At 59.9% G+C, this 20,543-nt stretch carries 16 protein-coding genes; 4 read left to right on the top strand and 12 right to left on the bottom strand.

Going from position 1 to position 20,543, the window contains the following annotated elements; translation table 11 throughout:
- Positions 1-237 precede the first annotated feature (237 nt).
- Positions 238-2,688, bottom strand: coding sequence for a glycogen/starch/alpha-glucan phosphorylase (locus tag JOE29_RS22765; protein ID WP_003427706.1), 2,451 nt, complete (start codon positions 2,686-2,688; stop codon positions 238-240).
- Positions 2,689-2,968: 280 nt separating this feature from the next.
- Between JOE29_RS22765 and pip the strand changes: the two genes are divergently transcribed.
- From pip to mdoH, 4 genes are all read left to right on the top strand, one after another.
- Positions 2,969-3,940, top strand: a complete 972-nt coding sequence (gene pip, locus JOE29_RS22760; RefSeq protein WP_003365948.1) for a prolyl aminopeptidase — start codon at positions 2,969-2,971, stop codon at positions 3,938-3,940.
- A 39-nt stretch (positions 3,941-3,979) separates the two neighbouring features.
- Positions 3,980-4,417, top strand: coding sequence for a D-aminoacyl-tRNA deacylase (dtd, locus tag JOE29_RS22755; protein ID WP_003317268.1), 438 nt, complete (start codon positions 3,980-3,982; stop codon positions 4,415-4,417).
- A 263-nt stretch (positions 4,418-4,680) separates the two neighbouring features.
- Positions 4,681-6,624 (top strand): glucan biosynthesis protein G, encoded by a 1,944-nt coding sequence (locus tag JOE29_RS22750; RefSeq protein WP_210079888.1) that lies wholly within the window; start codon positions 4,681-4,683, stop codon positions 6,622-6,624.
- The gene (gene mdoH, locus JOE29_RS22745; RefSeq protein ID WP_003427702.1) at positions 6,617-9,199 is read left to right on the top strand and encodes a glucans biosynthesis glucosyltransferase MdoH; all 2,583 of its coding nucleotides are present in this window, start codon (positions 6,617-6,619) and stop codon (positions 9,197-9,199) included. The genes JOE29_RS22750 and mdoH overlap by 8 nt, the downstream gene beginning before the upstream one ends.
- A gap of 1,037 nt (positions 9,200-10,236) precedes the next feature.
- Here mdoH and JOE29_RS22740 read toward each other — a convergent pair.
- The 11 genes from JOE29_RS22740 to ubiE all read right to left on the bottom strand — a co-directional run bounded on the left by JOE29_RS22740 (position 10,237) and on the right by ubiE (position 20,494).
- Entirely contained in the window at positions 10,237-12,180 is a 1,944-nt protein-coding gene (locus JOE29_RS22740; RefSeq protein ID WP_210079887.1) for a methyl-accepting chemotaxis protein, read from the bottom strand.
- A gap of 202 nt (positions 12,181-12,382) precedes the next feature.
- Entirely contained in the window at positions 12,383-14,299 is a 1,917-nt protein-coding gene (locus tag JOE29_RS22735; RefSeq protein WP_210079886.1) for a methyl-accepting chemotaxis protein, read from the bottom strand.
- A gap of 88 nt (positions 14,300-14,387) precedes the next feature.
- On the bottom strand, positions 14,388-15,095 hold the full coding sequence (locus tag JOE29_RS22730; protein ID WP_198723058.1) for a 16S rRNA (uracil(1498)-N(3))-methyltransferase: 708 nt from the start codon (positions 15,093-15,095) through the stop codon (positions 14,388-14,390).
- Positions 15,092-15,892: a twin-arginine translocase subunit TatC gene (tatC, locus tag JOE29_RS22725; protein ID WP_003316630.1), complete on the bottom strand. Its 801-nt coding sequence runs from the start codon at positions 15,890-15,892 to the stop codon at positions 15,092-15,094. The genes JOE29_RS22730 and tatC overlap by 4 nt, the downstream gene beginning before the upstream one ends.
- Complete coding sequence (tatB, locus tag JOE29_RS22720) at positions 15,889-16,365, bottom strand: Sec-independent protein translocase protein TatB (protein WP_003316631.1); 477 nt, start codon at positions 16,363-16,365, stop codon at positions 15,889-15,891. The genes tatC and tatB overlap by 4 nt, the downstream gene beginning before the upstream one ends.
- A 4-nt stretch (positions 16,366-16,369) precedes the next feature.
- Positions 16,370-16,645, bottom strand: a complete 276-nt coding sequence (locus tag JOE29_RS22715; RefSeq protein WP_003316632.1) for a twin-arginine translocase TatA/TatE family subunit — start codon at positions 16,643-16,645, stop codon at positions 16,370-16,372.
- 44 nt (positions 16,646-16,689) lie between these two features.
- Positions 16,690-17,022: a phosphoribosyl-ATP diphosphatase gene (locus tag JOE29_RS22710; RefSeq protein WP_002551631.1), complete on the bottom strand. Its 333-nt coding sequence runs from the start codon at positions 17,020-17,022 to the stop codon at positions 16,690-16,692.
- Between the two features lie 2 nt (positions 17,023-17,024).
- Complete coding sequence (hisI, locus tag JOE29_RS22705) at positions 17,025-17,417, bottom strand: phosphoribosyl-AMP cyclohydrolase (RefSeq protein WP_003414224.1); 393 nt, start codon at positions 17,415-17,417, stop codon at positions 17,025-17,027.
- Positions 17,418-17,484: 67 nt separating this feature from the next.
- Complete coding sequence (gene ubiB / locus JOE29_RS22700; RefSeq protein WP_003316635.1) at positions 17,485-19,104, bottom strand: ubiquinone biosynthesis regulatory protein kinase UbiB; 1,620 nt, start codon at positions 19,102-19,104, stop codon at positions 17,485-17,487.
- Positions 19,101-19,724, bottom strand: coding sequence for an SCP2 sterol-binding domain-containing protein (locus JOE29_RS22695; protein ID WP_099315572.1), 624 nt, complete (start codon positions 19,722-19,724; stop codon positions 19,101-19,103). Before JOE29_RS22695 ends, ubiB begins: the two co-directional genes overlap by 4 nt.
- The gene (ubiE, locus tag JOE29_RS22690; RefSeq protein WP_003341410.1) at positions 19,724-20,494 is read right to left on the bottom strand and encodes a bifunctional demethylmenaquinone methyltransferase/2-methoxy-6-polyprenyl-1,4-benzoquinol methylase UbiE; all 771 of its coding nucleotides are present in this window, start codon (positions 20,492-20,494) and stop codon (positions 19,724-19,726) included. Before ubiE ends, JOE29_RS22695 begins: the two co-directional genes overlap by 1 nt.
- Between the last annotated feature and the right edge of the window lie 49 nt (positions 20,495-20,543).

The raw sequence follows: 20,543 nt of genomic DNA, 5'->3' as shown, positions 1-20,543 counted from the left end.
TCCTTTTCGGTGTGTAAAGGTTTATCAGGCGCAGTATATAGGGGCGGGCGGACATCGCTTGTAATGTTTTGAGCCGGGGGCACCAGAGTCTCTGCAGGACTGAGACAGATCCTTGTGGCGCTTGTGGGAGTGAGCTTGCTCACGAAGACGTTGGTTCAAACGCCTTCTTTTCCGAGGCATTACTGGCCTCTTCGCGAGCAAGCTCGCTCCCACACTGCGTTTTTTCGAACTTTAACGTCAGTCCAGCGCCTTCCAGATGTCTCCGGCGTACTCGCGGATGGTCCGGTCCGAGGAGAACCAGCCCATACGTGCGGTATTGAGGACCGCCGAGCGCCACCATTCCTTGGAGTCGTGCCAGCGCTCTTCGACCTTGGCCTGGGCCGCCCAGTACGAGTCGAAGTCAGCGCAGACCAGGAAGCGGTCATAATCCAGCAACTGATCGATGAGGCCCACATAGCGGTTCGGATCATCCGGCGAGAACACACCACCCCGGATCGCCTGCAGCACATCGTTCAAGCGTCCGGAAGCAGCCACATCGTCATGCGCGCTGAATTCACCTGCCTGCTTGCGGGCTTCGACCTGTTGCGAAGACATGCCGAAGATGAACATGTGCTCCAGCCCGACCTGCTCGCTCATTTCCACGTTGGCACCGTCCAGCGTACCGATGGTCAGTGCGCCGTTGAGGCCGAACTTCATGTTGCTGGTCCCGGACGCTTCCAGGCCTGCGGTGGAAATCTGCTCGGACAGGTCGGCCGCCGGAATGATGCTCTCCGCCAGGCTGACGTTGTAGTTGGGCATGAACACCACTTTCAGCAGACCGCGTACGGTCGGATCGTTGTTCACGGTTCGCGCGATGTCGTTGGTCAGCTTGATGATCAGTTTGGCCGAGTGATAGCTGGCCGCCGCCTTGCCGGCGAAGATCTTCACCCGTGGCACCCAATCGGTACCTGGCTCGGCCCGAATGGCCTGATACAGGGCGACGGTGTGGAACAGGTTCAGCAACTGGCGCTTGTACTCGTGGATCCGCTTGACCTGAACGTCGAACATCGCGGCAGGGTTGACGGCAATGCCCAAACGTTCATGAATGATCGCCGCCAGCGCACGCTTGCTGTGCAGGCGTTGATCGGCCATCTGCTTGCGGAACGACGACTTCTCGGCGAACGGCTCGAGCTCTTTGAGGCGCGTCTCGGCGTTGTCCAGAACATCCTCGCCGAGCGACTCGACAAGCATCTCGGTCAGCTTCGGGTTGGCCTGGAACAGCCAGCGGCGGAAGGTGATGCCGTTGGTCTTGTTGTTGATCCGCTCTGGATAGATCTTGTGCAGCTCGGCGAACACGGTCTTGCGCATCAGTTGCGTGTGCAGCGCCGAAACGCCGTTGACGCTATGCGAGCCGAGGAACGCCAGGTTGCCCATGCGTACCCGACGACCGTTGTCTTCTTCGATCAGCGACACGGCACGCAGCACGTTGACATCGTCGACGCCCTTGGCACGCAGTGTGTCGATATGCTGCGCGTTGATCAGGTAGATGATCTGCATGTGGCGCGGCAACATCCGCTCCATCAGGCCCACCGACCAGGTCTCCAGTGCTTCAGGCAGCAGAGTGTGGTTGGTGTAGCCGAGGGTGCCGACGGTGATTTTCCAGGCGGTGTCCCACGGGATGTTGTGGTTGTCGATCAACTGACGCATCAGCTCGGCCACGGCGATCGAGGGGTGCGTGTCGTTCATCTGAATCGCCGCATGCTCGGACAGATCCGTCAGTGTGGCGTGCTGGTTCAGATGGCGGCGCAGCAAGTCCTGCAGCGACGCGGAAACGAAAAAGTATTCCTGACGCAGACGCAGTTCCTGACCCGCTTCGGTCGCATCGTTCGGGTAAAGCACGCGGGAGATACTTTCGGCGCGCACCACTTCGGCAACCGCGCCGAAGTGATCGCCGGCGTTGAAGCGCTCCAGGTGCAGGTCTTCTACCGCACGGGCGCGCCACAAGCGCAGGGTGTTGACGCTCTTGCCGCGCCAGCCCACCACCGGGGTGTCATAGGCGATGGCCCGAACGGTCTCGCCCGGACGCCATACCTGACGCGAGTCGCCTGCTTCGGTCGGGACGGTGTCGACACTGCCGCCGAAGCCGATGGAGTACACCACCTCAGGGCGTTCGAATTCCCATGGGTTACCGAAGTCCAGCCAGTTCTCGGTCTGCTCCTGCTGCCAGCCATCGACGATGCCCTGACGAAACAGGCCGTGCTCGTAACGAATGCCGTAACCATGACCCGCAATGCCCAGGGTCGACATGCTTTCCATGAAGCACGCAGCCAGACGACCCAGGCCGCCGTTACCCAGTGCCGCATCCGGTTCAAGCAGGCGGATACGCTCGATGTCCACACCCAGCTCGGTCAGCGCCTCGCGAGCGACTTCGAGCAGGCCCAGGTTACTGAGGCTGTCGTACAGCAGCCTGCCTATCAGGAATTCGAGAGACAGGTAGTAAACGCGTTTCTGAACCTTGCGATAGATCTGCCGCGTATGGTCCATCCAGTGTTCGACCATATGGTCGCGGGCGGCAAGGGCGACAGCTTCAAACCAGTCATGCTCAAACGCATGGTCGGGGTCCTTGCCCACCGAGTAGGTGAGTTTGGCGAGCACAGCGGCGCGAAAAGCGGCCACATCAGCGTCACGAACAAGTGGTTCCTGAGACATCGGTAAAACCTCAAGTAGTCTGACGAATGGAAAACGGGATTCTTAGACTGTAGGCGTGTCGTCAATTATTTCCTGAAAAAAAGCGAAATAATTCATGGCATAGCTCTCGCTTCGACCCAGCGCAACGGCTCTGGTTCGCGCACCGGTGAAATTGGCAAAACGCTTGCATCGTTCGTTCCATCCTGATCAATGACGTGCAGCATGCTGATTCTTCGTTTCGGGTTTATGATGCCCCACGGCAGAATAATAGAAGCCTCTGAACTGGACTTATGGAGCACTTATGCAGACTTTGTACCCGCAGATCAAACCCTACGCCCGGCACGATCTGGCCGTGGAACAACCGCATGTGCTTTACGTCGATGAAAGTGGCTCGCCAGAGGGGTTGCCGGTGGTGTTCATCCACGGCGGCCCGGGTTCTGGGTGCGACGCGCACAGTCGCTGCTATTTCGATCCCAACCTGTACCGCATCGTCACCTTCGATCAGCGCGGTTGCGGCCGTTCCACACCGCATGCCAGCCTTGAAAACAATACCACCTGGAAACTGGTGGAAGACCTCGAAGCGATTCGCGAGCACCTCGGGATCGATAAATGGGTGCTGTTCGGCGGTTCGTGGGGTTCGACCCTCGCTCTGGCCTATGCACAGACCCATCCCGATCGCGTGCACGCGCTGATCCTGCGTGGCGTATTCCTTGCCCGGCAACAGGAAATCGACTGGTTCTATCAGGCGGGGGCCAGCCGTTTGTTCCCGGACTATTGGCAGGATTATGTCGCGCCGATCCCGCTGGACGAGCGTGACAACATTCTGGCTGCCTTCCACAAGCGACTCACCGGTCCGGATCAGATCGCCCAGATGCACGCCGCCAAGGCCTGGTCGACCTGGGAAGGGCGTTGCGCAACCTTGCGCCCCAATCCGCAAGTGGTGGATCGCTTCGCCGAGCCGCACCGTGCGTTGTCTATCGCGCGCATCGAATGCCACTACTTCATGAACAACGCTTTTCTGGAAGACAACCAGCTCATTCGCGACATGCCGAAGATCGCGCACCTGCCGGCAATCATTGTGCACGGTCGTTACGATGTCATCTGTCCGCTGGATAATGCATGGGAGCTGCACCAGAACTGGCCTGGCAGTGAGCTGCAGGTGATTCGCGAGGCCGGGCATTCGGCAGCCGAACCGGGTATCGCCGACGCGCTGGTACGGGCCGCTGCAGAAGTTGCGCGCAACCTGCTCGACCTGCCGCCCGAAGAAGCGTAACAGTCATCCGGTATTGGTTTTGAGTCTGGAAAGGCATCTATGAAAGGTTTGTTGCAGCGCGTGCGAAGTGCGCGCGTCGAGGTCGGCACCGAGGTCGTGGGTGCCATTGAACAGGGCATATTGGTGTTGGTGGGAATAGAGCCTCAAGACACCCGCGCCAGTGCCGATAAGTTGCTGCACAAGTTGCTCAATTATCGAGTGTTCAGCGATGCCGAGGGCAAGATGAATCTGTCTTTGCGCGAGGTGGGGGGCGGCTTGTTGCTGGTTTCCCAGTTCACACTGGCTGCGGACACCAAAAGCGGGTTGCGTGCGGGCTTCTCTAAAGCCGCACCTCCAGCGCTGGGTGCCGAGCTGTTCGACTATCTGTTGAGTCAGGCCAGAATCGCGCATCCTACGGTAGCTGCGGGCCAGTTTGGTGCAGACATGCAGGTGCACCTGATAAATGATGGCCCGGTGACATTTTTGTTTGATACATAAGCTACGATTTCATGTTGTTCCCCTGAATTCATCTGTCTTGCAGGGATAAATTTCTTTGTCATACCTGATGCGTTGTGGCGCGCGCTACTGGATAATCGCGCGCTACGGGGATCGACACTGTTGGTCCATTTGGTATGACAAAAGCGGTTCTGACACCTGGTTGGGGAATCATTAAGCCCATTCGGAGTCGGAACAATGCTCGCCAACCCGGCATTGATAGCTGGCCGTTGGTTTTTTCATCTGTTTTTCGGCGAGGGTTGCTCGTGATTGTTAGTCCCTGTGATGCTCCAAAGACACCTGTCAAGCGGTTGCGTAGTGCACTTCTGGCAAGCTCGGCCCTTGTATGCCTGTTCAGTGCAGGTCAGCTATGGGCGTTCAACCTTGATGATGTAGCGGCGAAGGCCAAAGAAATGGCCGGGCAGAAGTTCGAGGCTCCGAGGAGCAATCTGCCGAACGAGCTGCGCGACATGAAGTTCGCCGATTATCAGAAGATCCGCTTCCGTGATGACAAGGCCGAATGGGCGGGTGAAAAGACTCCGTTCAAAGTGTCTTTCTACCACCAGGGCATGCACTTCGATACGCCGGTCAAAATCAACGAAGTGACCGCGACCAGCGTCGACGAGATCAAGTACGACCCGAATCGTTTTGACTTCGGCGATCTGAAGATCGACCCGAAATCCACCGAGAAACTGGGTTATGCCGGTTTCCGTGTCCTGTATCCGATCAACAAGGATGACAAGCAGGACGAAATCATGACCATGCTGGGCGCGAGCTACTTCCGCGTGATCGGCAAAGGTCAGGTTTATGGCCTTTCCGCGCGCGGCATGGCGATCGACACTGCCTCGCCGTCCGGTGAAGAATTTCCGCGCTTCAAGGAATTCTGGATCGAGAAGCCAGGCCCGGATGACAACCATCTGGTGATCTTTGCACTGCTCGACTCGCCGCGTGCCACCGGTGCCTATCAGCTGACCCTGCGTCCGGGTACCAACACTCTGGTTGACGTGAAGTCGCGCATGTTCCTGCGTGACAAGGTCAACAAGCTGGGCGTTGCTCCTCTGACCAGTATGTTCCTGTTCGGCGCCAACCAGCCGTCGCGTGTGCCTAACTACCGTCGTGAACTGCACGATTCCAGCGGTCTGTCGATTCAGGCGGCCAATGGTGAGTGGCTGTGGCGTCCGCTGAACAACCCTAAACATCTGTCCATCAGCAGCTTCTCGGTCGAGAACCCGCGTGGTTTCGGTCTGCTGCAACGTGGCCGCGACTTCAGCCAGTACGAAGACCTGGATGACCGCTATGACAAGCGCCCAAGTGCCTGGATCGAGCCGAAGGGCGATTGGGGCAAAGGGACTGTCGAGCTGGTCGAAATTCCGACTGCCGACGAGACCAACGACAACATCGTAGCTTACTGGAAGCCTGAAACGCTGGCAGAGCCTGGCCAGGAAATGGCGTTCGACTACCGTCTGCACTGGACCATGCAGGAAAACTCGATTCACTCGCCGGATCTGGGCTGGGTCAAGCAGACTCAACGCTCCATCGGTGACGTGCGTCAGTCCAACCTGATCCGTCAGCCGGACGGCAGCCTTGCCTTCCTGGTCGACTTCGTAGGCCCGGTGCTGGCCGCACTGCCGGAAGACAAGACCATTCGCAGCCAGGTGACCACTGACGACAACGTCGAGCTGGTGGAAAACAACCTGCGCTACAACCCGGTCACCAAAGGATACCGCCTGACCCTGCGGGTAAAGGTCAAGGACTCCAGCAAGCCGACCGAAATGCGCGCCTACCTGTTGCGTGAAATCCCTGCCGAACCGGGCAAGGAACCTGCGCTGCTCGTGGCTGACAAAGCCGAAGAGAAGAAGGCCGCCGCCAAGGAAGCTGCCAAGCCGGCAGTTGCCAAGGAGTCCGCCAACGACCAGGTAGAAATCGCCAAGGCCGACGCGCCGAAGCCGGAAGTTGCCAAGCCTGAGACTGCCAAGTCTGAAGCTGGCAAGGCTGACGCAGCAAAAGCTGACGCAGCAAAAGGCAAAGGCGAAGTCGCCAAGGCCGATGCAAGCAAAGCCGACGCATCCAAGGCTGACGTAGCCAAGGACAAGGACGGTAAGGAAATTCAGCAGCCTGAAACCGAGGCAGCACCCACCCATCCGGAACCGGCCAAGACGTTGCAAGTCATGACCGAGACCTGGAGCTATCAGTTGCCGAGCGATGAGTAATTCTCTACCGGTGCCAATGTCTCTGAACGAGTACCTGGCGCATTTACCGATGAGCGACGAGCAGCGGGCAGAACTTGCCGGCTGCACGACCTTCGCCGAGTTGCATGAGCGACTTTCCGCGCAGCCGGTCAATGACCCTGCCGAGGCCGCTCAGGCTTCGGTGGGTCGTCGTCTGACGCTGACCACCGCAGATCAGCTGGAGGACGCCGAGATGCTCGGCGTCGACGCCAGCGGTCGCCTGTGCCTGAAGGCTACACCGCCGATTCGCCGGACCAAGGTCGTGCCAGAGCCATGGCGCACCAACATTCTGGTGCGCGGCTGGCGTAGCCTGACCGGCAAAGGCAACCCGCCCAAGCCCGAGCATGATGATCTGCCGCGTGATCTGCCGAAGGCGCGCTGGCGTACCGTCGGTTCGATCCGTCGCTACATCCTGCTGATCCTCATGCTGGGTCAGACGATCGTGGCGGGCTGGTACATGAAAGGTATCCTGCCGTATCAGGGCTGGTCGCTGGTTTCGCTCGACGAAATCACGCGTCAGACCTTCGTGCAGACCGCCTTGCAGGTCATGCCTTATGCCTTGCAGACCAGTATTCTGTTGTTGTTCGGGATTCTGTTCTGTTGGGTGTCGGCCGGTTTCTGGACCGCGCTGATGGGCTTCCTCGAGCTGCTCACCGGTCGCGACAAATACCGTATCTCGGGTGCCAGTGCTGGCAACGAGCCGATCGAAAAGGGCGCACGTACTGCGCTGGTCATGCCGATCTGCAACGAAGACGTGCCGCGGGTTTTCGCCGGTCTGCGCGCTACGTTCGAATCGGTAGCTGCCACGGGTGACCTGGATCGTTTCGATTTCTTCGTGCTCAGTGACACCAACGAAACCGACATCGCCGTTGCCGAGCAACAGGCGTGGCTGGACGTGTGCCGCGAGACCAAAGGCTTCGGCAAGATCTTCTATCGTCGCCGTCGCCGCCGCGTAAAACGCAAAAGCGGCAACCTCGACGACTTCTGCCGTCGCTGGGGCGGTGACTACCGCTACATGGTCGTTCTGGACGCCGACAGCGTCATGAGCGGTGAGTGTCTGACCAGTCTGGTTCGCCTGATGGAAGCCACGCCGGACGCCGGTATCATCCAGACCGCGCCACGTGCGTCGGGCATGGACACGCTGTATGCCCGCATGCAGCAGTTCGCTACCCGGGTCTATGGTCCGCTGTTCACCGCCGGCCTGCACTTCTGGCAGTTGGGTGAATCCCACTATTGGGGTCACAACGCGATCATCCGCATGAAGCCCTTCATCGAGCACTGCGCCCTGGCGCCGTTGCCCGGCAAAGGCGCGTTCGCCGGTGCGATCCTCTCCCACGACTTCGTCGAAGCTGCGCTGATGCGTCGTGCCGGCTGGGGCGTGTGGATTGCCTACGACCTGCCAGGCAGTTACGAAGAGTTGCCGCCCAACCTGCTGGACGAACTCAAGCGTGACCGTCGCTGGTGCCACGGCAACCTGATGAACTTCAGGCTGTTCCTGGTCAAGGGCATGCACCCGGTTCACCGTGCGGTGTTCCTGACCGGTGTGATGTCTTACCTGTCGGCGCCGTTGTGGTTCTTCTTCCTCGTGTTGTCCACGGCCTTGTTGGCAGTGAACACGCTGATGGAGCCGACCTACTTCCTTGAACCACGTCAGCTGTATCCGCTGTGGCCACAATGGCACCCGGAGAAAGCCGTTGCGTTGTTCTCGACCACCATTGTCCTGCTGTTCCTGCCTAAACTGCTCAGCGTCATTCTGATCTGGGCCAAGGGCGCGAAAGGCTTCGGTGGCAAGTTCAAGGTCACCGTTTCGATGCTGCTGGAAATGCTCTTCTCGGTGCTGCTGGCTCCGGTGCGCATGCTGTTCCACACCCGCTTCGTACTGGCCGCTTTCCTGGGCTGGGCCGCGACCTGGAACTCGCCGCAACGCGACGATGACTCCACGCCGTGGATCGAAGCAGTGAAGCGCCACGGTCCGCAAACCCTGTTGGGCGCGTGCTGGGCCTTGCTGGTGTTCTGGTTGAACCCGAGCTTCCTGTGGTGGCTTGCACCGATCGTGGTGTCGTTGATGCTGTCGATTCCGGTGTCGGTGATTTCCAGCCGTACCAATCTGGGCGTCAAGGCGCGTGACGAGAAGTTCTTCCTGATTCCTGAAGAGTTCGAGCCGCCGCAAGAGCTGATCTCGACGGATCAGTACACCTACGAGAACCGCTGGCATGCGCTGAAACAGGGCTTCATCCGCGCTGTGGTCGACCCGCGACAGAACGCCCTGGCTTGCGCCCTGGCAACGTCGCGTCACCGCCAGGCTCAGCCGATTGAAGTGGTGCGTATGGAGCGTGTCGATCAGGCACTCAAGGTTGGTCCGGCAAAACTCGGCAATCAGGAACGCCTGATGCTGCTGAGCGACCCGGTTGCCCTTGGCCGCTTGCACGAGCGTGTCTGGAGCGAAGGTCACGAAGAGTGGCTGGCCGCGTGGAGAGCTTCCATCGAAGCCGATCCACATGCGCCTTTGCTGCCTTTGCAACCTGTCGGTAAAGCATCGGAGCCGGTCCCGGTCTAAAACCGCCCGGCTACGAAAAGAGCCCCTGACGCTTAGCGCGTCGGGGGCTTTTTTATTGCGTCTAGTGGTAAAGACCCGCGCAAGCGAGGGGTAGGAGCGAACGTGTTCGCGAAGACGGTCGCTCAGGCGATGCATGTCCGGAAAGCTTGGCGGCCCCTTCGCGGACAAGTCCGCTCCTACGCCCGTTGGGCAGAATCAAAAACGGCCTCCTGCCCGAGGAGTAGGAGCGAACTTGTTCGCGAAGACGGTCGTTCAGGCGATGCATGTTCGAAGGCTTGGCGACCCCTTCGCGGACAAGTCCGCTCCTACGCCCGTTGGGCAGAATCAAAACGGCCTCCTGCCCGAGGAGTAGGAGCGAACTTGTTCGCGAAGACGGTCGTTCAGGCGATGCATGTTCGGAAAGCTTGGCGGCCCCTTCGCGGACAAGTCCGCTCCTACGCCCGTTGGGCAGAATCAAAAACGGCCTCCTGCCCGAGGGGTAGGAGCGAACTTGTTCGCGAAGACGCTCGCTCAGGCGGTACATTTTTGGAAACCTTAACGGCCTTTTCGCGGACAAGTCCGCTCCTACGCCCGTTGGGCAGAATCAAAAACGGCCTTCTGCCCGAGGAGTAGGAGCGAACTTGTTCGCGAAGACGGTCGTTCAGGCGATGCATGTTCGGAAGGCTTGGCGACCCCTTCGCCGACAAGTCCGCTCCTACGCCCGTTGGGCAGAATCAAAAACGGCCTTCTGCCCGAGGGGTCGGGGCGAACTTGTTCGCGAAGACGGTCGCTCAGGCGATGCGTTGTTGGAAAGCTTGGCGACCCCTTCGCGGACAAGTCCGCTCCTACGCCCGTTGGGCATAATCAAAAACGGCCTCCTGCCCGAGGGGTAGGAGCGAACTTGTTCGCGAAGACGGTCGCTCAGGCGATGCGTTGTCGGAAAGCTTGGCGACCCCTTCGCGGACAAGTCCGCTCCTACGCCCGTTGGGCAGAATCAAAAGCAGGCTGGTGTATAACGCCAAGCGCTCCAGCGTCGGAATCCTTGCGTCGCAGATCTATCAACCCACCCTGAATTTCCCCACCAGTGTCTGCAGGTGCGTTCCCAGTCTGGCGAGTTCGATGCTGGAGGCGGCGGTTTGCTCGCTGGCTGCGGCGGTCTGTTCGGAAATGTCGCGTACGCTGATAACGTTACGGTTGATCTGTTCGGCGACCACGCTCTGCTCCTCGCTGGCGGCAGCGATCTGTTCGTTCATGTGCTGGATCGTCGCCACGGTGCGGGTGATCTGCTCCAGTGCGCCTCCCGCACGACGGCTCAGTTCAACCGTGTTGTCGGTCAGGGTACGGCTGTTATCCAGCGTAGTTGCGACCTGTTGAGTGCCGGTTTGCAGGGCGGCGATCAGCTCTTCGATTTCCTCGGTGGACTTTTGCGTGCGTTGCGCCAGCCCCCGAACTTCATCGGCAACCACCGCGAAACCGCGCCCGGCCTCTCCCGCGCGGGCTGCTTCAATGGCCGCATTGAGGGCCAGCAGGTTGGTCTGCTGTGAAACAGACTTGATCACGTCTAGAACGCCGACGATCTTGTTGCTTTCCTGCTTGAGCGCGCTCATCGACTGCGTGGAGTTCAGCACCTCGCGAGCCAGCTGCTCGATCTGAATGATCGCCTGCCCGACCACTTCATCGCCACTGCGTGCCTGTTGATCCGCCTGAGCGGCCGCCTGCGACGCTTCCTGCGCATTGCGCGCGACTTCCTGCACGGTGGTGGCCATTTCATTCATGGCCGTCGCCACTTGGTCTGTTTCGTCTTTCTGACTGGTGACCCCGGTGCAGGTCTGCTTGGTCACCGCTGACAACTGCTCGGCCGCGCTGGCGATCTGCGATACGCCCTCGCTGATGCCGCCGACCAGTTCGCGCAGGCTGACGGTCATGGTCTGCATGCTGCCTTGCAACTGACCCATTTCGTCACGGCGCGTGACCGATATGTCCCGGCTCAGATCGCCCTGAGCGATGCGTGCTGCGGCCCCCAGAGTCTGTTGCAACGGTACGGTGATCTGCCGGGTCATGATCCAGGCAGCAAGCAATCCGATCAGCAGTGCCAGGCCTGCAACACTGCTCAGCATGGCGCTGGCGTTGGCCGCCTCGCTGTCGCGCTGGGCGGTTTGCAGACGGTTCAGCGCCGCGACGGAGTCCAGTAGCGTTTCGCCAAGACCCGCCATGATTTCCTGATCCGCTTCAGCCTTGGTCTGTATCTGCTTGAACTCGCCTAGCCGTTCCCGATAACTCTGCAGGGCGGCAGTCGCCGGCGTCAGGCCCTGAAGACTTTCGTTGCCCTGATCCTGCGCGATCTGCCCGATTTCCTTAAGCGCTTCGTCGATGGCCGCAATGGCTGCGCTTTCATCCGCGTCGCGCGTGGTGAAGGTATACGTCTGCACCTGATAACGAGCGGTCTGGACCTGCTGCCTCAGTTGGGAAATGTTGGTGAATTCCTCCATCCGCTCGCTGCTGTCCTGTTCCTGGCTGACGCTTTTGAGTACCTCTACTTCAACCTGCGCGATGGCCTGCAAGGCCTGTTCGGAGGTTTGCTCCAGGCGCGTACGTATCTGGTTGCGGGTCTGTCGGTTGTCGCGAACGTCCGCGAAGGTCTTTTCGAGCCTGTTCAGCATCTCGAACTGGCCGTTGAGCAGCTTGATGGTTGCCTCCTCCTCACTCTGTGTGTGCAGCAGGGTGAGCTGGGCTTTCATTTCATTGAGCTTTTCTGTAACCAGCGCCGTGCTCTCCGGGGTTTTCTGGACGCGGTCGGTGATTCGCTCGGCGCGCAGGTCTTTGGTCAGACCGTTGAGCTGGGCGATGTCCGAGAGCGACTCCGAGCGGTCGATCATGGTGTACAGGCCATGCCAGCCCGTCAGTGTGATGATCAGCGTCAATAGCAGCACCAGGCCGAAACCCAGGGACAGCTTGAATCTGACGTTCATGTTGCCGAGCGCTTGGTTGATCAATCGGAACATTGGAATCTCCTGCAATGAGCGAACAAAAGCACGTTCCCAACTCGTCGGGACGTGCGTTGTGAGCGCATCGGCGTGGCGATTCATTGCGTGACCTGAGAAGGTCGTAGGAGATTTCCGAGCACGAAGGAGGGGTGAAGGGTGTCACATTTTGTCGAAAAAAATGCCCCGCGCCGTTTGCTGGCGCGGGCCGTGTCCTGACAGGTCAGACGGTGAAACGGCTCACCAGCACCTGAAGGTGGTTGCCCAGTCTGGCCAGTTCTACGCTGGACGCCGCGGTTTCTTCACTGGCCGCAGATGTCTGTTCGGACACGTCACGGACATTGATGATGCTGCGGTTGATCTCTTCGGCGGTCGCGCTCTGTTCTTCGGCGGCAGCCGCAATCTGTTGATTCATCGCCTGGATCGCCGAGACGGTTTTGGTGATGCTCTCCAGCGATCCACCGGCCCGACGAGTCAGCTCCACGCTGCTGGTGCTCAACTCGCGGCTGCTGTCCATGACGGTTGTGGCCTGCTGTGTACCGCTTTGCAGACGGGCAATCAGTGCTTCGATCTCTTCGGTGGATTTTTGCGTACGCTGCGCCAGACTGCGCACCTCATCGGCAACCACCGCAAAGCCCCGACCGGCTTCACCGGCGCGTGCTGCCTCGATAGCGGCGTTCAACGCCAGCAGGTTGGTCTGCTCGGCGACCGATTTGATGACGTCCAGCACGCTGCCGATCTTGTCGCTTTCCTGTTTCAGCGCGCCCATCGCTTCGCTGGAGTTGCCCACCGCAGAGGCGAGGCGCTCGATTTGTGCGATGGCCTCGTTGACCACCCGTTCCCCGTCACGGGCCTGACGGTCTGCCGTCACCGCTGCTTCCGAAGCTTCCTCGGCGTTGCGTGCGACCTCCTGAACGGTCGCCGTCATTTCATGCATGGCAGTGGCGACCTGATCGGTCTCGACCTTCTGGCTGTTGACCCCGGCACTGGTCTGCTCGGTAACCGCCGACAGCTCTTCCGCTGCGCTGGCAATCTGGGTGACACCATCGCGAATCCCGCCAACCAGTTCGCGCAGGCTCACCGTCATGCGCTGAATCGTGGCCTGCAGCTTGCCCAGCTCGTCCTTGCGATCAACGTTGAGGTTGCGGCTCAGGTCGCCCGAGGCCACCCGCTCTACGACCTCGAGGGTCTCCTGCAGCGGGGTGGTGATCTGGCGAGTGATGACCCACGCCGCGAGAATGCTCAGCACCAATGCCAGCGCAGTCGCTGCGGCGATCATCGTGACCGACTTGGCGCTGTCTGCGTCGCGGCTCTTGTTCTGTCGGGTAATCAGGTCGTTGCTGTTGGCGAGCATGCTGGCGCCCAGCGTGGTCATTTTATCCAGTGCGGCCTTGGAGGCGGCCTGGGCATCGCGGTAGCGGCCTACAGCCGCGCGGTAGCCATTCAGCCCGGCGATGGCCTGTTGCAGCATGGGCGAATAAGTGGAAGAAATGTCGCCAGCCAGCGTGTTGATCCCGGTCCCTGCGTCATCGATGGCCTTATTGGCGTCCTTTTCGAAGTCGGGACGGCCGCTGTAGGTGTAACCACGTACCTGAAAGCGCGCCTGCTGAATCAGTTTGCTGACGCCGACGATGCCATTGAAGGCCAGGATGTTATCTTCCTTGAGCAGTTCGGCTTCGATCCTGTTGGCCTGATCCACTGCCTTGTCGGCGTTTTCGCCCATCTGGCTGCGGCTCGCTTCGCGGGTTTCGATCGCCTTGCTCATATCTTCGAACGACTGGCGGTAGTCCCGCGTTGCCTGAATCTGGACATCCAGCAACTGCAGGTTCTCGGGGGATCGCAGCAGGTTTCTGGCGGTTTGCAGTGCAGCGTCGAGCTCATCGAGTGTACTTCTGACTTGCGCTGCGGTCTCTGCGTTGTACAGATCCTCGTAGCGCATACGGTTGATGCGCAACTGAAGGGTCAGCTCATTGACCTCTGCAATAGCAGTGACACGGTCCCCACGATCGATCAGCGCCTGATTGCTGAACCAGCCGGTGGCTGAAATCATCAGCGTCATCAACAGCACCAGGCCAAACCCTATCGCCAATTTCAGACTGACACTCGCATTGGCGAGGCTTTTGGATAACCCACGAGACATGATCACTCCTTGACGTCTTTTGTCCTAAGTATCCGACTGCATCGGCCAGTTATCGGTTAACTGAAGCGATTGAGTCGACATTGACAGCTCAGAACAAGCGGGCGAGAAGGGCCGTTACAGCGGTTTCGACGCGCAGGATGCGTTCGCCCAGTTGCACGGGCTGCAAACCTGACTGACGCAACAGATCGATTTCGTAGGGTATCCAGCCACCTTCAGGGCCGATGGCCAGTGTGACTTGATCTGTGATCGCACGCGGGCAGGCGGGGAAATCACCGGGATGGCCAACCAGGCCCAGTGTATCGAGCGCGATCTGCGGCAAGCGATCCTCAACGAAAGGCTTGAAGCGCTTTTCGATCACGATTTCGGGCAGCACCGAATCGCGCGCCTGCTCCAGGCCCAGAATCAGTTGCTCGCGGATGGCCTCGGGCTCTAGAAACGGCGTCTGCCAGAAGCTTTTTTCCACCCTGTAGCTGTTCAGCAGAATGACTTTCGGCACGCCCATGGTCGCGACGGTCTGAAACACCCGGCGTAACATCTTGGGGCGTGGCAACGCCAGCAACAGGGTAAGCGGCAGTTTTGCCGGAGGCGCACTCTGTAGCTCGACACGCAGCTCTGCTTCATGGGGGTCAAGGCGCAGCAGTTCGGCATTGCCCAGCAGGCCGTTGACCCGGCCCACCCGCACACTGTCGCCGACCTCTGCGCGGTGCACCTCCTGCATGTGCTTCAGGCGGCGGTCACGCAGGACCACCCGGTCAGCCGCAATGAAATCGGCTTCCTCAAGCAGCAGCAGATTCACGGTGTGGTCGCGGGCGGCTGGTCCTGCTTGTCAGCGTCCTCGACCTGGTCGTCCGGATGTTCACCTCGCTTCTTGATCATCGTGCTGCACAGTACGCCCAGCTCGAAGAGCAGCCACATCGGCACTGCCAGCAGCGTTTGCGAGAAGATGTCCGGCGGCGTCAGGATCATGCCGACCACGAAGCAGGCGATGATCACGTAAGGGCGGATCTTCTTCAGGTACTTGACGTCGACGATGCCGATCCACACCAGCAAAACCACGGCCACCGGGATTTCGAAGGCCACGCCAAAGGCGAAGAACAGCGTCATCACGAAGTCCAGGTAGCTGGCGATGTCGGTCATCATCGACACGCCTTCCGGCGTCACGCTGGCGAAGAAGTGGAAAATCAGCGGGAAGACCAGGAAGTAGGCAAACGCCATGCCTGCGTAGAACAGGATGATGCTCGACACCAGCAGTGGCACCGCGACGCGTTTCTCGTGCTTGTACAGGCCCGGCGCGATGAAGCCCCAGATCTGATGCAGGATGACCGGCATGGACAGAAACAGAGCGACCATCATGGTCAGCTTGAACGGCGTGATGAACGGCGAAGCCACATCGGTGGCGATCATCGTCGCGCCTTCAGGCAGATAGACTCGCAGCGGCGCCGAAACCAGTGTGTAGATCTTCTGCGTGAAGTAGAACAGGCCGGCGAAAATCAGGAAGACTGCCGCAACACAGCGCAACAGACGTGTACGCAACTCGGTGAGGTGCGAGATCAGCGGCATTTGCTGATCGTTTTCCGGGATATCAGCGCTCATGGTGCTCGCGGTGGCAATGACGAATCGTGGTCGGAAGGCGTCGGGACCGGTGTGCCGGCGTCAGCCGGTTTCGCGGTTTTCTCCAGCGACAGCGCGGTCTTCGGTGCCGCAGGTTGTGCAGGGCCGATTTCGTGGTGTGCGGCTTCATCGTGCGCGGGACTTGCGGCTTCGGCCGCTGCCGGTGCTGGCGACGGATTTACCGGCTCGGAGCTGTTTTCAGGCGGTTGATTGGGCGCGAACATTTTGCGCGCTTCGTCTTCCAGCGAGAGAATGTGCTCATTGTGCAGCTGCCGACGAATCTCGTCAGCCCCGATTTCACGTTCAACTTCCTGTTTGATCGCATTGAAGCTGCGCTTCAACCGGCCGATCCATAAGCCTGCGGTGCGTGCAGCACCCGGCAGGCGCTCGGGACCCAGTACCAGCAAGGCAACCAGGCCGACGAGCAGCAGTTCAGAGAAGCTGATACCGAACATGGGCTTAAACCTGGTCTTTGCGGATCGGCTCGTCGACTTTGTGCGCTTGAGCGTCGATGGTATGTGGCTGATTCAGCGGCGAGCCCTGTGGGGCTGGCTGGGCCTGTTGGGGTTGAGGCGCAGGCTGTTCGGCTGGCTTGTCGTCATCATTCATTGCCTTGCGAAAGCCTTTGATCGATTCGCCGACGTCGCTGCCCAGGCCCTTGAGTTTTTTGGTCCCGAAAACCAGTACAACGACGATCAGGATGACGATCCAGTGTTTCCAGTCAAAAATACCCATGAAACAGTCCTCGTAAAAGATTTCAAGCTTGAAAGGGGAGAGCGTTACTCTGCCGTGCGAGCGGCTTTTTCCGCGTGGCCGGACAAGCCGAATCGGCGGTCCAGTTCATCGAGCACGGCCTGTGGGTGCTGACCCAGCGCGGCGAGCATCACCATGCTGTGGAACCACAGGTCAGCGGTTTCATAAATCACGTCACTGCAATCACCGCTGACCGCAGCGTCCTTGGCCGCGATGATGGTCTCGATCGACTCTTCGCCGAGCTTTTCCAGAATCTTGTTCAGGCCCTTGTGATACAGGCTTGCGACATAGGAGCTGTCGGCAGCGGCGTCCTTGCGGGATTCCAGCACTTCGGCCAGACGGGACAACGTATCAGTCATGTTCAATGGCCTGCATGGTAAATAGCATCAGGATCTTTCAGAACCGGGTCTACGGTCTTCCAGCCTGAATTTTCATACACTCGGTAGAAGCAACTTTCGCGGCCGGTATGGCAAGCGATGCCACCGATCTGCTCGACCATCAGGATAATGACGTCGGCGTCACAGTCCAGGCGCAGTTCATGCAGCTTTTGCACATGACCCGATTCTTCACCTTTGCGCCAGAGTTTGCCACGCGAACGCGACCAATAGATGGCACGGTTCTCGGACGCCGTCAGGCTCAGGGCCTCGCGATTCATCCAGGCCATCATCAACACCCGGCCGGTCTTGTGATCCTGAGCGATTGCAGGCACCAGACCGTCGCTGTTCCAGTGAATCTCGTCCAGCCAGTCTTTCATATCTACTCCGGCAGCCGGCTTTCATGCCCGGCGGATTGAACAGTGTGCCAGCGCCGTTCGCTGCTGGCTATCGGCGAACGATCAGATACAGCCCGGCGATCAGCATGATCGCCGCCGGCCATGCGGTGAGCGTCAGCAACTGGGTAGCGGCCTCGCTCATCACCCAGCCCTGTATCGCGCCGCCGACCAGCAATGCCGCACCAATCAGCCGCAGGACCGGCTCGTCCTTGCGATCGTGCCATGGGCGCGGCGGATCCGAGGCGTGCGGGCGGGACATGCGCTCCAGCAGATCACGGGTCATGCCCGCGATGTGCGGCAATTGCTCGACCTGTGATTGCAGATTGCCCAGCAGGGTTTTCGGGCTGACCCGTTCACGCATCCAGCGCTCCAGATAAGGCTGCGCGGTGCTCCACAGGTCCAGTTCAGGGTACAACTGACGACCCAGCCCCTCGATGTTGAGCAGGGTCTTTTGCAGCAGGACCAGTTGCGGCTGAACTTCCATATTGAAGCGGCGCGCGGTCTGGAACAGACGCATCAGCACCTGACCAAAGGAAATATCCTTGAGCGGCTTTTCGAAAATCGGCTCGCAGACCGTACGGATGGCCGCTTCGAATTCATTGAGCTTGGTCTCTGCCGGCACCCAGCCCGAATCGATGTGCAGTTGCGCAACGCGACGATAATCACGTTTGAAAAAGGCAAACAGGTTACGCGCCAGGTAATCCTGATCTTCCGGGGTCAGGCTGCCGACAATTCCGCAGTCGATGGCAATGTACTTCGGCGCCCACGGGTTGACCGTGCTGACGAAAATGTTGCCGGGGTGCATGTCGGCGTGGAAGAAACTGTCGCGAAAAATCTGCGTGAAGAAGATTTCCACGCCGCGCTCGGCGAGCAGTTTCATGTCGGTGCGCTGATCCGCCAGCCCGGCCATGTCGGTGACCTGAAGGCCGTAGATGCGCTCCATGACCAACACTTTCGGGCGGCACCAGTCCCAGTAGACTTGTGGCACGTAGAGAAGGTCAGAGCCTTCGAAGTTGCGTCGCAACTGGCTGGCGTTGGCCGCTTCACGCAGCAGGTCGAGTTCGTCGTAGATGGTCTTTTCATAATCCATCACCACCTGCACCGGGTGCAGCAGGCGGGCATCGGCGGAAACGCGCTCGGCGGTGCGGGCCAAAATGAACAGCCACGCCAGGTCCTGACCGATGATCGGCTTGAGGCCGGGGCGTACCACTTTGACTACGACTTCTTCGCCGGTCTTCAGGCAGGCGGCATGCACCTGAGCGACCGAAGCGGACGCCAGCGGCTTCTCGTCGAAGCGGCTGAACACGTCACAGATGCGCGCGCCGAGCTGTTCTTCGATCAGCTTGATCGCCAATTGCTGATCGAACGGCGGCACGCGGTCCTGCAGCAGCATCAGTTCGTCGGCGATGTCCTCGGGCAGCAGATCGCGCCGTGTAGACAGCAGTTGCCCGAACTTGATGAAAATCGGCCCCAGGTCCTGGAGCGCCAGACGAAAGCGTACGCCCCGGCTCAGCTCGGATTTGCGCCGTGGCAGCCAGCGCCAGGGCAGCACGAAACGCAGCGCGAGCATCCACCACGGAAGGGGCAGGGCGAACAACAGGTCATCAAGGCGATAGCGGATAACGACACGTTGAATGCGAAACAGACGGCGGACGGCAAGCAGCTTCATGCGTTATCGCTGGTATTGAGGGAGTGGGCAAGGCGGGCAAAGCGCGCCTCGAGGCGTTCCAGATCGAGCTTGATCTGATCGAGTTCGGCGAATCGTGCTTCGGCTTCGTGCTTGCCTACAAGGGTGCGCGATTCTTCGCTGAGGTAGTCGGCAACGTTCTGGCTGAGGCTGTTTAAGCTTTCCCGTGTCCAGCGCCCACTGTTGCGCAGGTGACTGCTGAACAACTGGCTGGCCACCGGGCCGATCCAGTTGGACAGCTCGTGCTCCCAGTCCAGCTCCAGGTCCTGAAGAATGCCGACCAGTTCCAGCAGCGCGCCGCTGTCACCGTCGAGTTCGACGTCCGGGCCGTGCAGCACAGCTGTCTTGTCCTTGCTCAGTGCCAGGCGCACCAGGCTGGAAGCTGGCGCGCGCAGGGTGCAGTCAGCCTCGGCAGCCCAGTCAGCGGCGAGCAGCAAGCCTTCGTCGCTGGGCAGGATGAACAGCTTCAGGGACGGATCGCGACAGTCCACCGCAATGACACGCCCGGACAGACGCGCCATGCGTGGCAGCGCGGTGCTGTCCAGGCGCAGCACCCGATTGATGCCGTGCTCGATACTGGCGAGCAGCCCCCGGAGCAACATCAGGGTTTGATACCGCGATGCAGGGCAACGACGCCGGCAGTCATGTTGTGATAGGTCACGCGGTCAAAACCGGCTTCTACCATCATCGACTTGAGGGTTTCCTGGTTGGGGTGCATGCGGATCGATTCGGCCAGATAGCGGTAGCTTTCCGAGTCATTGGTGACCAGCTTGCCCATCAACGGCATGAACGCGAACGAGTAGGCGTCGTAGGCCTTGGACATCAGCTTGTTGGTCGGCTTGGAGAACTCCAGCACCAGCAGACGACCACCCGGCTTGAGCACGCGCAGCATGGAACGCAGCGCGTCTTCCTTGTGCGTCACGTTGCGCAGGCCGAACGCGATGGTCACGCAGTCGAAATGATTGTCCGGGAATGGCAGTTTTTCGGCGTCTGCCTGGACGAACTCGACGTTGCCCGCCACACCCAGGTCCAGCAGGCGATCACGGCCGACCTTGAGCATGGAAGCGTTGATGTCAGCCAGGACCACCTGGCCGGTCGGGCCGACCAGGTTGGAGAATTTGCGGGTCAGGTCGCCCGTGCCGCCAGCAATGTCCAGCACGCGGTTACCGGTGCGGACGCCGGACAGCTCGATCGCGAAACGCTTCCACAGGCGGTGCATGCCGCCGGACAGCAGGTCGTTCATCAGGTCGTACTTGGCCGCCACCGAATGGAAAACCTCAGCGACTTTTTCTGCCTTCTGGCTTTCCGGTACATTTTTGTAACCGAAGTGAGTCGTAGGTTCGGCATCGCTGCCTTTGCGCTGATCGTTCATATCGCTTCACCGGAATAGAGTGCGGGTCATTCTAATCGCCAAGGCCGGC

It is taken from the genome of Pseudomonas sp. PvP009 (assembly GCF_017832995.1).
Lineage (GTDB): Bacteria > Pseudomonadota > Gammaproteobacteria > Pseudomonadales > Pseudomonadaceae > Aquipseudomonas > Aquipseudomonas syringae.
Note: the sequence above shows the minus strand (reverse complement) of the source record. Positions and strands in the feature narration are given on the sequence as shown.